This is a genomic window from Streptomyces sp. NBC_01622, assembly GCF_045209635.1.
GTDB lineage: Bacteria > Actinomycetota > Actinomycetes > Streptomycetales > Streptomycetaceae > Streptomyces.
Genome location: NZ_CP109293.1, coordinates 10,878,762 through 10,893,659, shown reverse-complemented (window position 1 = coordinate 10,893,659; position 14,898 = coordinate 10,878,762). Strand labels below are relative to the sequence as shown.

Annotated in this window: 12 protein-coding genes; 7 read left to right on the top strand and 5 right to left on the bottom strand. The window is 69.8% G+C overall.

The window, feature by feature from the left end; translation table 11 throughout:
* Positions 1–20: 20 nt before the first annotated feature.
* On the bottom strand, positions 21–176 hold the full coding sequence (locus OH768_RS50340; protein WP_406464048.1) for a hypothetical protein: 156 nt from the start codon (positions 174–176) through the stop codon (positions 21–23).
* Positions 177–337: 161 nt separating this feature from the next.
* Positions 338–1,297, bottom strand: coding sequence for a LysR family transcriptional regulator (locus tag OH768_RS50335; RefSeq protein WP_406464046.1), 960 nt, complete (start codon positions 1,295–1,297; stop codon positions 338–340).
* A 313-nt stretch (positions 1,298–1,610) separates the two neighbouring features.
* Between OH768_RS50335 and OH768_RS50330 the strand changes: the two genes are divergently transcribed.
* Positions 1,611–2,363 (top strand): NPP1 family protein, encoded by a 753-nt coding sequence (locus tag OH768_RS50330; protein ID WP_406465764.1) that lies wholly within the window; start codon positions 1,611–1,613, stop codon positions 2,361–2,363.
* A gap of 25 nt (positions 2,364–2,388) precedes the next feature.
* On the opposite strand, the gene OH768_RS50325 is transcribed toward OH768_RS50330, so the two are convergent.
* The 3 genes from OH768_RS50325 to OH768_RS50315 all read right to left on the bottom strand — a co-directional run bounded on the left by OH768_RS50325 (position 2,389) and on the right by OH768_RS50315 (position 7,123).
* Positions 2,389–3,804 carry an FAD-binding oxidoreductase gene (locus OH768_RS50325; protein WP_406464044.1) on the bottom strand — a complete coding sequence of 472 codons (1,416 nt, stop codon included), beginning with the start codon at positions 3,802–3,804 and terminating at the stop codon, positions 2,389–2,391.
* 101 nt (positions 3,805–3,905) lie between these two features.
* A complete protein-coding gene (locus OH768_RS50320; RefSeq protein ID WP_406464043.1) occupies positions 3,906–6,506 on the bottom strand; it encodes a helix-turn-helix transcriptional regulator in 2,601 nt (866 codons plus the stop codon).
* A 107-nt stretch (positions 6,507–6,613) separates the two neighbouring features.
* Positions 6,614–7,123, bottom strand: a complete 510-nt coding sequence (locus OH768_RS50315; RefSeq protein ID WP_406464041.1) for a hypothetical protein — start codon at positions 7,121–7,123, stop codon at positions 6,614–6,616.
* A gap of 306 nt (positions 7,124–7,429) precedes the next feature.
* Between OH768_RS50315 and OH768_RS50310 the strand changes: the two genes are divergently transcribed.
* From OH768_RS50310 to OH768_RS50285, 6 genes are all read left to right on the top strand, one after another.
* The gene (locus tag OH768_RS50310) at positions 7,430–8,800 is read left to right on the top strand and encodes a ricin-type beta-trefoil lectin domain protein (protein ID WP_359615150.1); all 1,371 of its coding nucleotides are present in this window, start codon (positions 7,430–7,432) and stop codon (positions 8,798–8,800) included.
* A 52-nt stretch (positions 8,801–8,852) separates the two neighbouring features.
* Positions 8,853–11,075, top strand: coding sequence for an RICIN domain-containing protein (locus tag OH768_RS50305; protein WP_406464040.1), 2,223 nt, complete (start codon positions 8,853–8,855; stop codon positions 11,073–11,075).
* Between the two features lie 26 nt (positions 11,076–11,101).
* Positions 11,102–12,400: a ThuA domain-containing protein gene (locus OH768_RS50300; RefSeq protein ID WP_406464039.1), complete on the top strand. Its 1,299-nt coding sequence runs from the start codon at positions 11,102–11,104 to the stop codon at positions 12,398–12,400.
* A gap of 120 nt (positions 12,401–12,520) precedes the next feature.
* Positions 12,521–13,228, top strand: a complete 708-nt coding sequence (locus tag OH768_RS50295) for a TetR/AcrR family transcriptional regulator (RefSeq protein WP_406464037.1) — start codon at positions 12,521–12,523, stop codon at positions 13,226–13,228.
* Complete coding sequence (locus OH768_RS50290; RefSeq protein ID WP_406464036.1) at positions 13,221–13,964, top strand: SDR family oxidoreductase; 744 nt, start codon at positions 13,221–13,223, stop codon at positions 13,962–13,964. The genes OH768_RS50295 and OH768_RS50290 overlap by 8 nt, the downstream gene beginning before the upstream one ends.
* A gap of 28 nt (positions 13,965–13,992) precedes the next feature.
* Positions 13,993–14,892: an SDR family oxidoreductase gene (locus OH768_RS50285; RefSeq protein ID WP_406464035.1), complete on the top strand. Its 900-nt coding sequence runs from the start codon at positions 13,993–13,995 to the stop codon at positions 14,890–14,892.
* Positions 14,893–14,898 lie beyond the last annotated feature (6 nt).

Genomic DNA, 14,898 nt, shown 5'->3' with positions numbered 1-14,898 from the left:
AATGGCCGCCGCCCGCTCCATCACCCGGCGGTCGACCGTGGACCACTTCTCGCCGGCGGGAGGCCGCCGACGTTCAACTGCAAGCGGACCAGGTCGTACTGATCGTCCGCCATGTTCCCGTAGATGTCGGAGGTGTCGACCGAGTAGACGTGCATGTACGGCGCCGGTGACGTCACCGGACCGTGCCGCTGCCGCTGGCGCCGTCCGTCGTTCCCAGCCCGTCCTTGTCCAGCCGTGCCGGTCGTTCCCCAGGCTCAGCAGCTTGACGGCCACCTGGCGTTCGAGCCTGCCGTCGTCCGGGGGCTCGTACGACTCATGGGTCCGGGACGGCCGGGGTCTAACTCCACAGCGTCACGTGGATGGCCGGCCGGAACCGCCCCGCCGTGACCCCCGCACCGCGCAGCATCGCCTGCGTGGCCCGCGGCGTGGTGACGAAGCGCCGCAACTCCGCGGCGGCGGGCGGCGCTTCGCGGTCGGGGAGGGTGAGGAGGTTCCAGGAGCCGCGGGCGGGGAGTTGGGGGCCGGCGAGTTGGCGGAGGTCGCCTTCGGCGAGGTCCTTCGTCACGGCGAAGGCGACCGCGAGGGCAACTCCTTTGCCGCGCTTGGCCTCGTCGACGGAGGCGGCATGGCTCTGGAAGATCCGCTGGTTGTGTTCGGGGATGCCCAGGCGGCGCAGTACCGACGGCACCATGCCCGTCCGCCCGACCGCCGAGGGGCCCAACAGCCAGGTCTGGCCACGGAGTTCGGCGGCACCGGAACTCGCCGCGGTCGCCAGCGGATGGTCGGGTCCTACGACGGCGATGACCTGGTAGTTGAGGAAGTGCGTGCAGGTCGTCGCGTCGTCGAGGGTGGCGGGGCGGGGTCCGATCGCCACGTCGACGGAGCGGGTGAGCAGCAGGGAGGCGAACTTCTGCGGGCTGTGCACGCTCAGTTCGACGTCGAGGTCGTCTGCGCGGCCCGCGAACAGTTCGATCAGGCCTGGTGCGGCATGCTCGGCGAACAGGCTCGACGCGGCGACGCGCAGCAGCCGTCGGCCGGAGCCGGCCTGTTTCACCTCGAGGATCGTCCGGTCCTGGAGTCCCAGCAGTTCGGCGGCCCGGCTGGCCAGCCGCAGCCCGCCGGGCGTGAACGCGAGCCCGTTGGCCGTGCGGGCGAAGAGCTTGTCGCCGAGTTCTCTGCGCAGATGCGCGATGTGGATCGACACGGCCGACTCCGTCACGGCGAGATCGGCCGCGGCGGCCTTCACGGAACCGAGGCGGACGGTCGCCGCGAAGGCCCGAAGCTGTGCCGGGGTCAACCAGAACCTCCCGCACTCACCACGGGTGCCCATTCACCTGTGCCGTGGACCTCAAATTAGCGCACCTGTTCGCCGAGAGCCATGGTCGCGTCGAGAGCCGCGTAAACACAGGAAAAGCACAGGCTGGAGAGTTCAGCGGCGGGTCAAGGCCCGTACATCGCGCGGGTGTTGACGTGCACACACCGGCCTGCGAAGGTCTGGACCTGGCGCATCCAGTAGCGCCCCCCACCGCCAAGAAACTGGAGTCGGCGTGCCCGAACTGACACCCCCCACCGACAGCCCGGCAAAAGCCCCGAAGTCCCGAAGCCGGCGCCTGCGCCGCTCCGCCGTTGTCACCGTCCTCGGTGCGCTGGCCCTCGTGGTCGGCCAGGCGACGGCCGCCCAGGCCGATGTCCTCACCCTGCTCCCGCAGAACGCCGACGGCCAGGAGCAGACCTTCTCCCCGGCCTACGACTACGACGGCGACGGCTGCTACGCCACGGCCGCCATCGGTCTGGACGGCACCATCAACCCCGGGCTGAAGCTCGGCGGCGACGTCAACGGGCACTGCCACGACATGGCCCAGCTCAACAACGCCAACACGTACTCCCGCACGAAGTGCAACAACGACTGGTGCGCGGTGATGTACGCCAGTTACTTCGAGAAGGACCAGGTCACGCTGGGTCCGGCGGCGATCGGTCACACCCACGACTGGGAGCACGTCGTGGTGTGGATCAAGGACAACACGGTCCAGTACGTGTCGGTGTCGCAGCACTCCGCCTACCAGGTGTCGGCGGCCTCGGGGGTGCGCTTCGACGGCACACACCCCAAGATCGTCTACCACAAGGACGGCATCGGCTCGCACGACTTCCGCTTCGCCAACACCAACGACGAGCCTGCGGAGAACGCCACCGGCAACTGGTTCTACCCGCGCCTGGTGGGCTGGAACGGCTACCCGGCCGGCCTCAAGGACAAGCTCCTGGCCGCCGACTTCGGTTCGGCCACGCTGAAGATCAGGGACAGCGACTTCAACTACGCCCTGTCCATCGCGAAGCCGTCCGGCATCTCGTTCGACCCGAACGCGTGATGCCGGCCCGGCCTCGGAATCGTGGTTACGGGCGGGTCTCGTAGCGCGGTTTCGGGGCCGGGTGGATGTTCTGGTTGAGGCGGAAGACGTTGTCCGGGTCGCGGTCGGCCTTGATGCGGGCCAGCCGGGCGTAGTTGCCGCGGTAGCTGGCCCGGACGCGTTCCTGTCCCTCGTCCATCATCATGTTCACGTAGGCGCCGCCCGCAGAGTACGGGTGCAGGGCCTCCTGGTAGTCGATGGCCCACCTCTTGATGAGTTCGGCGTTGGCGGGGTCCCGGTCGACGCCGGCGAAGACGGACGCCCAGCGTGCGTCGCGGTAGGCCCACGGGGTCTCGTCGTTGCCCACGTCGTGGGCCGCGCCGTCGATCGGGTAGAGGTGCATCGTGGACTGCGGGGTGGGGACCTCGGCGCCGAACTTGGCGTGGAGTTCCACGGCCTCGTCGGGGATGTCGTTGACGAAGTCGGCGCGCCAGTACCACTGGTCGCCGGGCGGGTAGAGCCCGTCGAACATGCCCTGCATGTCGGGGTGTTGCATCGGTCCGGGCGCGTGCAGGAGCGGTGCGGGCAGTGCGTCGAGCAGCGGGGCCATCTCGCGTGCGGCGGCCTCGGTGTCGGCGCCGGTGTAGCACCACACGACGCCGGCCGTCTTGCGCAGCTGGATCTCCTCGGGGAACGGCGGGGCGGGCGGAACGCTGCCGTGCAGGAAGAACGCGGTCAGTTCGCGGGGCGCGGTCGGCAGGAACTCCCGGTAGGCGGTGAGGACTTCGGCGCTGATCTCGACCGGCCAGAAGGTGGGTCCGGCGACGACCGTGCTGATCTCGTGCAGGCGGAACAGGAACGAGGTGACGACGCCGAAGTTGCCGCCGCCGCCCCGGACCGCCCAGAACAGGTCGGTGTTCTCGTCGGCGCTCGCCCGCACCCGGCTGCCGTCGGCCAGGACGAGGTCGGCCGCCAGCAGGTTGTCGATGGTCAGCCCGCACTTGCGGGTGAGGTGGCCGAGCCCGCCGCCGGTGGCGATGCCGCCGACGCCGGTGGTGGAGATGATGCCGCTGGGCGTGGCGAGTCCGTACGCGTTGGTGGCGCGGTCCACCTCGCCCCAGACACAGCCGCCGCCGACCCGGACGGTACGGGCCTCGGGGTCCACGTGGATGTCCTTGAGCGGGGAGAGGTCGGCGACCACTCCCCCGTCGGTGGTGCCGAGTCCGGCCCCGTGGTGGCCGCCGCCGCGTATCGCGAGGGGCAGGTCGTGGGAGCGGGCAAAGGCGATCACGCGGGCCACGGCGTCCGCGTCGGCGCAGCGCGCGATCAGCGCGGGCCGTTTGTCGATCATCGCGTTGTAGACGGCGCGGACCTCGGGATAGGCCGCGTCGTCCGGGCCGATCAACTCCCCGGTGAAGTCGGTCAGTTCACGGCGGGCGTCCTGTGCGGATGTGCTGGACATGGGTCCCCGTTTCTTGGTGCACTGGATGACCTGCTTGTTCTATTTCGCCCGCAACTGTGCGGTCATCCGTGCGCGTCACCCACCTCGGCGCCCCCGGCTACCTACGTTTCGCCGTACGGCGGCAGACCGAGCTCCGCGGCGCGGGCGGCCGCCTGCCGTCTGGTGGGCGCGTCCAGCTTCTCCAGTACGGCCCGCACATGGTTGTCGACGGTACGGACGGACACGACGAGCCGGTCGGCGATCTCCGGGTTGGTCAGACCGTCCACCAGCAGTCGTACGACCTGGAGTTGGCGGTCCGTGAGACCGGCCGGGTTGCCCCGGGTCGCCGCGTGCGGGCCGCGCGGGACGTGGCGGACACCGAGGCGGCGCAGTTCGGCGCGGACCAGGCGGGCGAGGGGTTCGGCGCCGAGGGCGTCGAGTTGGGCAAGGGCGGTGAGTCTGTCGGCCGGGTCGGGGCTCTCGGCGAGCGCGGCGGCGTGTTCGTAGGGGCAACCGGCCTGCCACCACAGGTCCGCGGCCCGCTTCCACTCCCCCGCCGCCTGCAACGCGTACGGGTGGTCGCTGTCCTCGACGGCCACGGGGCGCCCCACCTTGGCGAGCCAGTAGCCGAGTTCGGCCCGGTACGGCCCGTGGCCCAGCCGGCACGCCTGCTCGTGGACCGACCGCACCGCCTCGGCCGCCGCCATGTGGTCGCCGCGCAGCCAGGCCGCCTCCGCCCGTACGGCCGCCACCGGGGCCATGCGCTGCAGCTCCCCGGCCCGTACGGCGATCTCCCAGGCCTGGGTGAGGAGTTCGTCCGCGCCCGGCCTGCCGCACCGGACGCGCACGCGGGCCAGCACGGTCAGCGCGGGACAGCGGGCGGGCACGAACTCGTGCATCCCGTACTCGGCGTGCCGCTCGGCGTCGTCCCAGTCCGCCGCGGCGAGTCGGCGCATGGCCTTCTCGACGTGCAGATAGTTGAAGAACCCCAAGTGCTCTGCTCGGTCGGCGAGTTCCATGGCCGGGGGCAGAAAGCGGTCGGCCTCGCTGTACTGAAGGTTGTCGAGGAGGGACCAGATGATGTTGGCGTAGGACCGGCAGGCGTGTTCGACCTCGCCGGCGGCCAGCGCCACGGCGAGGCTCTCCTCCAACTGCCGTCGCCCGTCCGGGTCCCCGCTGCGCCAGCGGGCGGAGCCGACGTTGTTGAGGGCGTGGGCCAGGATCGCCGCGTCGTCCGCACGCCGGGCCAGGGCGATGGCGCGCTCGCCGTGCGCGATGGCCTCGGCGTACCGGTCGGACAGCATCCGCAGCTGGGCCGTGTTGCTCAGCGCGAGAGCCAACAGCCGGTCGTCACCGGCGTGTTCGAGGACGGCGATGGCCTCCCGCGCCGCGTCCCGCGCCTCCTCGGCATGGCCCGCCCACCAGTGGATGCGGGACAGCCAGCGCAGGTCGGCGCCGAGCGCGAGGGTGTCACCGAGGGAGCGGCGCAGCGCCACGGCGTCACGCTGGGCGGCGACGGCCTCGACGGAGTCGGCGAGGGTGTAGCACTCCACGGCGTAGCGTTCGAGCAGGTCGGCGAGTTCGGCGGGGCTGTAGCGGTGCCGCTGTCGCAGTACGAGCCGCAGATGGGCGGCGGCCTCGCGGTGGGCGCCCGCCTCGGTGGCGTCGCGGGCCGCGTCGGGGCCGTAGCGGGCGATGGCGTCCTGGTCGCCTGCCTGTGCCGCGTGGTGGACGATGCGGGCCGGGTCGGAGCCGGGCCGGGCCACGAGCGCGGTGAGCACCCGCCGGTCGAGGTCGATACGGCGGGCCGCGGGCAGCGAGTCGGCGACGGCCCGGCGGATCAACTCGTGGCGGAACGCGACCCGTTCGGGGGTGACCGTGAGCAGTCCGCGCTGTTCGGCGGCGGCGAGCCCGGCCACGCCGTCCGCCAACAGCGTGTCGACGAGGGTGCGTTCGACGGCGGAGGGCACCACGGCGAGCTGCTCCAGCGCGTCGACGCTGCGGCCGTCGAGTCCGCGCAGCCGGGCGAGCACCGCGTCGACGACCGTCGGGGGCACTGTCCCGGTGGCGCCGGCCGCGAGGATCTCGGCGACGAAGAAGGGGTTGCCGGAGGTCACCTCGTACACCTGGGCCGGGTCGAGCGGGCTGGCCGAACTCAGTGTGCGCACGGCGGCCTCGGAGAGGCGGGCCAGCGGCAGCCGGTGCACGCGGTCCGCGCGGGACACCTGCCCGAGGAGGTGGCGCAGCGGGTGCTCGCGGCTCAACTCGTCGTCCCGGTAGGTGAGAACGAGTACGGCGGGCAGCCGTGCCATCCGCCGGACCAGAAAGCGCAGTGCGTCCAGCGAGGCCTCGTCGGCCCAGTGGACGTCCTCCACGACGAGCACCGCCGGATGCGGTACACCGGACAGCTCACCTTGTAGGGCTTCGTAGACGCGGTGGCGGTCGCCGCCCTCCATGACGGCCCGGGCGAGTTCGGCGCCGACGCTGCCGATCAGGTCGCGAAACGGGCCGAGGGGGCGGCGGGTGGTGAGGTCGTCGCACTGGCCCAGGAGGATGCGCGAGCGCGGGGGCAGCCGGTCCGGCATGGCCTTCACCAGGCTCGACTTGCCGATGCCGGCCTCGCCGAAGACGAGCGCCACGGATCCGGCCCCGTCCGCCGCCTCACGTGCGGCCGATGCCAGTAGCGCCAATTGGGGCTCGCGCTCCAGGATCCCCCGGTCCACGCCGTTGATTCTGCCACCCGCCGGGAGATTCCGTCCGGGTGTCGCGGGCCGGACCGCCGACGGCCACTCGCGGCTCCCGCAGGACCGGCCCGCCGAACTCGCCCGGGTTAACGGCCGGTTCGCGGCACCTTTTTCACCACCCGCACCGACACGATCCGGTGTCCGCGGCGCGGCTTGGGGGCGTCGAGGATGCTGACGCCGCTGTAGTTGCGGCCGCGGAGGTAGAACACGGGCGCGCCCACGAAGGTGACGAAGATGGCGACGACGCTGACGGAGAAGAGAGCCGGCAGCGACTGCCCCTCGGGGAGGGTCTTGCCGCCCTCGTGGACGGCGTAGGCGAACGCGGTGACGAAGGCCATCAGACACAGCGCCCCGACGACGCGCATGATGGTCGCGAGCGTGCGCGTGGTGGACTGGTCGCGGACCTCGGCCAGCAGGGACGCCGAGCACTCGGTGCAGGTCAGCTCCACCGTGCGCTTGCCCGACGGAGGCCGTTTGACCACGTAGTGGGCGTCGGTCCAGGTGATCGTGCGCGTCTTCGGCGTGAGGATCCCTCCCGTGACCTTGTCGCTGAGGATGTGCCGCACCGCGACCTCCGCGGTCCCCGTTGTGTTCATGGTTCCTCCGACACGCGCCCTGACGATCATCACGAAGCTCGCACAGTGTGACCTGTGGGAACCGGCCACTCAATGGTTCTGGTGATTTCTTTTCCTTCGCCTACAACTTCTCAACTCAGCCATGGCGTGCGGGACTTATCCGGTCGCACCTCTTGACGGCTTTGGTGCAGACCTTTAGGTTCACCAGCCAGCAGACCTCCGATGAGTGTAATTCGTGCTCACATATGTGAACGCGAGCGTTCACCTCTCACCGCCTTCACGCCGGCGGCGTCCACCCCCCACCCCAGGACGAAAGGCCCTCTCGTCATGCAACGCCTCGCCCTGCGCTGCGCCCTCGCGCTCTCCCTCGGCCTCACCGCCCTCGGCACCCTCGGAGCGCCCTCCGCCTCGGCCGCGACCGGCACCATCACCGGCCTGGCCGGCAAGTGTCTCGACGTCGCCGGCGCGAGCTCCGCCGACGGCACCGCCGTACAGATCTACGACTGCAACGGGACCGCCGCCCAGCAGTGGACGGTCAGCGCCGACGGCACCATCAGAGCCCTCGGCAAGTGCCTTGACATCACCGGCAATTCGACGGCCAACGGCGCCCAGCTCCAGCTGTGGACGTGCGCCGGCAGCGCCAACCAGCAGTGGACGGTCAGCGCCGCGCACGACATCGTGAACCCGGCGGCCAACAAGTGCCTTGACGTCACCGGCAGTTCATCGGCCAACGGCACCCGTACCCAGATCTGGACCTGCTCCGGCGCCGCCAACCAGAAGTGGACCGCTCCCGCCGCCGGCGGCACGACCCCGCCCACGACCGCGCCGATGGCCGTGGCGCCGTACCTCTACAACGGCTGGGGGAATCCGCCCAGCCCCACGACTGTCATGAACGCAACCGGCGTGAAGTGGTTCACGCTCGCGTTCGTCCTGAGCAACGGCTACTGCAACCCGCAGTGGGACGGCGGCCGGGCGCTGACCGGCGGGGTCGACCAGTCGACCATCAACACCGTGCGGGCCAACGGCGGCGATGTCGTCCCGTCCTTCGGCGGCTACAGCGGCAACAAGCTGGAGAGCTCCTGCTCCAGCGCGAGCGAGCTGGCGGCGGCGTACCAGAAGGTGATCAGCGCCTACTCGCTGAAGGCCATCGACATCGACATCGAGGCCGACGCGTACAGCAACGCCACGGTCCAGCAGCGCACGGTCGACGCGCTCAAGACCGTCAAGGCCAACAACCCGGGCATCAAGGTGTACGTCACCATCGGCACCGGGCAGAGCGGTCCCGACACCAGCCTCATCAACCGGGCCGCGTCGTCCGGACTGACCGTGGACGCCTGGACGATCATGCCGTTCGACTTCGGCGGCGCCGGCCAGAACATGGGCACGCTCACCCAGCGCGCGGCCGAGGGCCTCAAGACCGCGCTGAAGAACGCGTACGGCTACAGCGACGACGCGGCCTACCGGGACATGGGCATCTCGTCCATGAACGGCATCACCGACAACAGCGAGACCGTCACCACCGCCGACTTCCAGACCATCTTGAGCTACGCCCAGGCGCACCACCTGGCGCGGCTGACGTTCTGGTCGGCCAACCGTGACCGGCCCTGCCCGGGCGCCTACCCGAACGACGACACCTGCTCGGGCGTGAGCCAGAGCAACTGGCAGTTCACCAGCATCTTCGCCCAGTACACCGGCTGACGGACGCCCTCCGACCCTTTCCCCCCAACCCCCCATCACCACAGGAGAATCCGTGCTCAGACGGAAAAGACTGTCCGGCCGCCACGCGATACCGAGAGCGCTCACGGCTGTCGCGCTCGTGGCGACCACCGTGACCGGCATCGAGTTCGCCGCGCAGGGTTCGGCGAGCGCCGCGAACTCGGCCGCCGCCGCGATACCGACCGGCTACACCACCGTGGTCAACAAGGGCAGCGGCAAGTGCGTCGACGCCCGCTCGGCCGCGAGCGCCGACGGCACCGCCGTGCAGCAGTACACGTGCAACGGAAGCACCGCGCAGAACTGGCAGTTGGTCGCCACCGACAGCGGCTACTACCGCGTCAACAGCAACCTGAACGCGGCCGAGGCCTGGGACGTCACCGGCGTCTCGACCGCCGACTCCGCGCTCATCCAGCTCTGGACGTACTCCGGCGGCAGCAACCAGCAGTGGCTGCCGGTAGCCGAGGCGGACGGCGCCTACCACTTCGTCAACCGCAACAGCGGCAAGTGCCTCGACGTGCCGAGCGCGTCGACCGCCGACAGCGTGCAGTTGGCGCAGTACACCTGCAACGGCACGGCCGCGCAGTCCTTCACCCTGGGCGGCGCCACGACGAACCCGCCGGGCACCCCGGACTTCGGCCCCAACGTGACGGTGTTCGACCCGTCGATGTCGGCGTCCAGCATCCAGTCCAAGCTGGACTCGGTCTTCGCCCAGCAGCAGACCAACCAGTTCGGCTCGGCCCGCCAGGCCCTGCTGTTCAAGCCGGGTACCTACAGCGCCAACGCCAACGTCGGCTTCTACACGCAGGTCGCGGGTCTCGGTTTCTCGCCGGACGACGTGACGATCAACGGCGCGGTGCACGCGGAGGCCGACTGGTTCCAGGGCAACGCGACACAGAACTTCTGGCGCGACGCCGAGAACCTGTCGGTCAACCCCACCGGCGGCACCGACCGTTGGGCCGTCTCGCAGGCCGCCCCGTACCGGCGCATGCACGTGCGCGGCAACCTGGCGCTGGACGACGGCGGTTGGTCCAGCGGCGGCTTCATCTCCGACACCAAGGTCGACGGCCAGATCCAGTCCGGGACCCAGCAGCAGTTCCTCACCCGGAACTCCACGATGGGCAGTTGGTCCGGCTCCAACTGGAACATGGTCTTCGTCGGCGACCAGGGCGCACCCGCCCAGTCCTTCCCGACGTACACCAACGTCGCCAGCTCGCCCACGATCCGCGAGAAGCCCTTCCTGTACGTCGACAGCGCGGGCGCCTACCAGGTGTTCGTGCCCGGGCTGCAGTCCAACGCCGTCGGTACGACGTGGAGCGGGAAGACCCCGGCGGGCAAGTCGCTCCCGATCGACCAGTTCTACATCGTCAAGCCCGGCGCCACCGCGGCCGACATGAACACCGCGCTCGCGGCCGGCAAGAACCTCCTGGTCACCCCGGGCGTCTACCACCTCAACCAGACGCTCAACATCACCCGCCCCGACACGGTCGTCCTGGGCATGGGCCTGGCCACCTTCGTGCCGGACGGCGGGATCACGGCGATCTCCACCGCCGACGTGGACGGCATCGAGCTAGCGGGCCTGCTGATCGACGCGGGCACCACCAACTCCGCGACGCTGGTACAGATCGGCCCGTCCGGCTCGACCGCCACGCACGCCTCCGACCCGACGCAGTTGTCCGATGTCTTCGTCCGCATCGGTGGCGCCACCATTGGCAAGGCCACCAACTCCGTTGTAGTCAACAGCGCCAACACGATCATCGACCACACCTGGATCTGGCGCGCCGACCACGGCAACTCGGGCACGGTCGGCTGGACCACCAACACGGCGGACACCGGACTGATCGTCAACGGCGCCAACGTGACGGCGTACGGCCTGTTCGTCGAGCACTTCCAGAAGACCCAGGTCCTCTGGAACGGCAACGGCGGCAGAACGTACTTCTTCCAGAACGAGATGCCCTACGACCCGCCCAACCAGGCCTCCTGGATGAACGGCACCGGCAAGGGCTACCCCGCCTACAAGGTCGCCGCGGGCGTAACCACCCATGAGGCGTGGGGACTTGGCAGCTACTGCTACTTCAGCTCCAACTCCGCCGTGGTCGCCGATCACGCCTTCGAGGTGCCGAGCGTGTCCGGGGTCAAGTTCCACGACATGGTGACCGTCTCGCTGGGTGGCGTCGGCACGATCAGCCACATCATCAACAGCACCGGCGGACCGTCCAACTCCAGCACCAACGTGGCCTACCTGACCAACTACCCGTAGACCGCGCGGAAAGGATCGATCAGAAGATGAACACCGTCAGATCCGGTTCCACCCGCGCGCTCCTGCGGGTCCTGCTCCTGCTGGCGACGCTGCTGGGCCTCGCGTCCGTACCGCCCGCCGCCCACGCGAGCACCACGGCAACGCCGTTCAAGATCCTCGCGCTCTACAGCGGGACCTACGACGCGGCACACATCGACTTCGACAAGGAGGCGAACGTCTGGTTCCCGCAGCAGGCGGCGGCCAACGGCTACACCTACACGGCCAGCACCAACTGGGACCTGCTCGCCAACGGCGGGGTCAACGCGTACCAAGTCGTCCTGTTCCTCGACGACTTGCCGCAGTCCGCAGCCCAACGCTCCGGTTTCGAGGCGTACATGAGGGGCGGCGGCGGCTTCATGGGCTTCCACGTCTCGGCCTTCACGACGGACGCGGCGAGCTGGTCCTGGTACCACAACACGTTCCTCGGCTCGGGGAACTTCGTGTCCAACACCTGGGGCCCGACCGCGGTGACCCTGAAGGTGGAGGACCATTCGATCCCGCCCACCGCCAACCTGCCGGCCACGTTCACCTCGTCGGTCAGCGAGTGGTACAGCTGGTCCAACGATCTGCGGCAGAACCCGGACATCAAGATCCTGGCGTCGATCGACCCGAGCAGCTTCCCGGTCGGCACCGATCCCAACCAGTCCTGGTACAGCGGGTATTACCCCATCATCTGGACCAACACGAAGTACAAGATGCTGTACGCGAACTTCGGCCACAACGCGATGAACTACACGACCAACACGCGGCTGTCGTCGACGTTCGCGAGCGCCACCCAGAACCAGTTCCTGCTGAACGGGCTCAAGTGGCTCGGCGGGGGCGACACTTCGACGCCGCCGACGGACACCCCGATCTCCGAGACCGCCTGGTACTCCGTGCAGAACGGCGGCAACAGCACGTGCGTTGACGCCCGTTCGGCGGCCACGGCCAACGGGACGGCGATCCAGCAGTACGCCTGCAACGGCACGACGGCGCAGCAGTACCAGTTCCGCTCCACCGACAGCGGGTACATGGAGATCACCGCGCGCGGCAACCCGGCGCAGGTCATCGACGTGACCGACCGCTCGACGGCGGACAACGCGCCGTTGCAGCTGTGGGCCTACTCCGGCGGCACGAACCAGCAGTGGCAGCCGGTGCGTGAGACGAGCGGGCGCTATCACTTCGTCGCCCGGCACAGCGGCAAGTGCCTGACCGCCGCCACGGCGGCGACCAACAGTGTCCAGCTCACCCAGCGGACCTGCGACGGCTCGACCGCGCAGTCCTTCTCACTCGCCGTGCAGTCCTGAGCCACCGCACGGCAGAGCAGGGGTGCCTCCCACCGCACGGACGCGGTGGGAGGCACCCCTGGTTTCACCGATAACAGCAGACCGTTGTCAGCGATACACATCAGTGTTATCGTCGATTACATGAACACGAGATCGCTGATAATCGAAGCAGCGGCCGAGCTGATCGCCCAGTCACCCAGCGGTGACGTGTCCACTCGCGCGGTGTGCGAGGCGGCCGGTGTGCAACAGCCGGTGCTGTACCGACTGTTCGGCGACAAGGACGGGTTGCTGGCGGCCACGGTCGACCACGTCTGGGACCAGTACCTGGAGACGAAGCGCGCCGCCGAGAAATCCGAGGACCCGCTGCGGGACCTCCGGGCCGGCTGGGACAGCCACACGGCGTTCGCGCTGGCGCACCCCAACGCCTACAAGCTGATGTTCTCCCCGGCGCTCCGTTCCGTGCCCGAGGCAGCGGCGGAGGCGATGCGCATCCTCCGCGGGGACCTGGAGCGGCTCGCCGCGCAGGGCCGTCTCCGTGTCGCACCGGAGATCGCGGCACGCATGGTCATGTCGGCCAACACCGGGGTGTCCCTGGCGCTGATCACCCGTCCCACGCTGTATCCGGACTCCGGCCTGTCGAGGCTGGTCCGGGACGCGATCCACCAGGCGATCCTGCTCGACCCCGCGGCGGACACCACGGCCGCAGACGCCCGTGCCGCAGCCGCGACCACGCTGCTCTCGTCCCTGGACGACCTCACACCCGAACCGTTCACCCCCGCGGAGTCGGCCCTGCTCGGCCAGTGGCTCACACAGATCCCCACCTCACGGAAGGACCTTCACCATGACTGACACCGACGCCCCCACCCGCGTCGCCCTGGTCACCGGCGGTTCCGGCGGCATCGGCCGCGCGGTCGCCGAGCGGCTGGCCAGGGACGGCATCGCGGTCGCCGTGCACTACGCCGGCAACAAGGCCAAGGCCGACGAGACGGTCGCCGCGATCGTCGCGGCCGGCGGCAGGGCGATCCCGCTCGGCGGTGACGTCGCCGACGAGGACGCAATGTCCGCCGCGTTCGACGCGGTGGAGCAGGAGTTCGGCGGTATCGACGTCGTCGTCAACACCGCCGGGATCATGGTCCTGTCCCCGATCGCCACTCTCGACCTCGACGACCTGGACCGCATGCACCGCACCAACATCCGCGGCACGTTCGTCGTCTCCCAGCAGGCGGCCCGACGGGTGCGCGGTGGCGGCGCGATCATCAACTTCTCCACCACCGTCACCCGCACCAAGTTCCCGACCTACGGCGCCTATGTGGCGAGCAAGGCCGCGGTCGAGGCGATGACCCTCGTACTGGCCCGCGAACTGCGCGGCAAGGACATCACCGTGAACGCCGTCGCCCCCGGCCCGACCGCCACTCCCCTGTTCCTGAACGGCAAGGACGAGGCGACGGTCGAGAACCTGGCCAAGGCCGCCCCGCTGGAGCGTCTGGGCACCCCGGACGACATCGCGGAGTTTGTCGCGTTCCTCGCCGGTCCGGCCCGCTGGATCAACGGCCAAGTGCTGTTCGCCAACGGCGGGTTGGCCTGAGCCGTCCCGCCCACTCAAGGAGATCCCCATGAACAACATCGTCGTGATCACCGGCGCCTCCAGCGGTTTCGGCGCCCTCACCGCCCGCGCCCTCGCGGACAAGGGCGACACCGTCTACGCCGGGATGCGCAACACCACCACCCGCAACGCGCCCCAGGTGCAGGCCGCCGCCGACTACAGCAGGGAACACGGCGTCGACCTGCGCTCCATAGAACTCGACGTGAACGCGCAGGACTCCGTCGACGCGGCGATCGACCGCGTCATCGCCGAGCACGGCCGCATCGACGTCCTGATCCACAACGCCGGCCACATGGTCACCGGACCGGCCGAGGCCTTCACGCCCGTACAGCTCGCCGAGCTGTACGACGTGAACGTCCTCTCCACCCAGCGTGTCAACCGCGCCGCGCTGCCCCACCTGCGCAAGGCCGGCCGGGGTCTGGTGATCTGGGTGTCGAGTTCGAGTGTCAAGGGCGGTACCCCGCCGTATCTGGCGCCGTACTTCGCCGCCAAGGCCGCGATGGACTCCCTCGCCGTAAGTTATGCGGCCGAGCTGGCCCGTTGGGGCGTGGAGACCTCCATCGTGGTGCCCGGTGCGTTCACCAGCGGCACGAACCACTTCGCCCACTCCGGGCGCCCGGCGGACGGCGAGGTCGAGGCGGAGTACGAGACACGGTACGCCGGCCTGATGACCCAAGTCGCGGAGAAACTCGCCGCGTTGGTCCCGGAGGGCGCGGACGCCTCGCTGGTGTCCGAGGAGATCGCCCGCATCGTCGCACTTCCCGTCGGGCAGCGCCCGTACCGGGTGCACATCGACCCGGCCGACGACGGCTCCGAGGCGGTCTCCGGCGTGGCCGACCGCATCCGCCGCGACTTCCTGACCCGCGTCGACCTCGCGGACCTGCTCTCCGCGCACGTCACGGCGGCCTGAGCACCA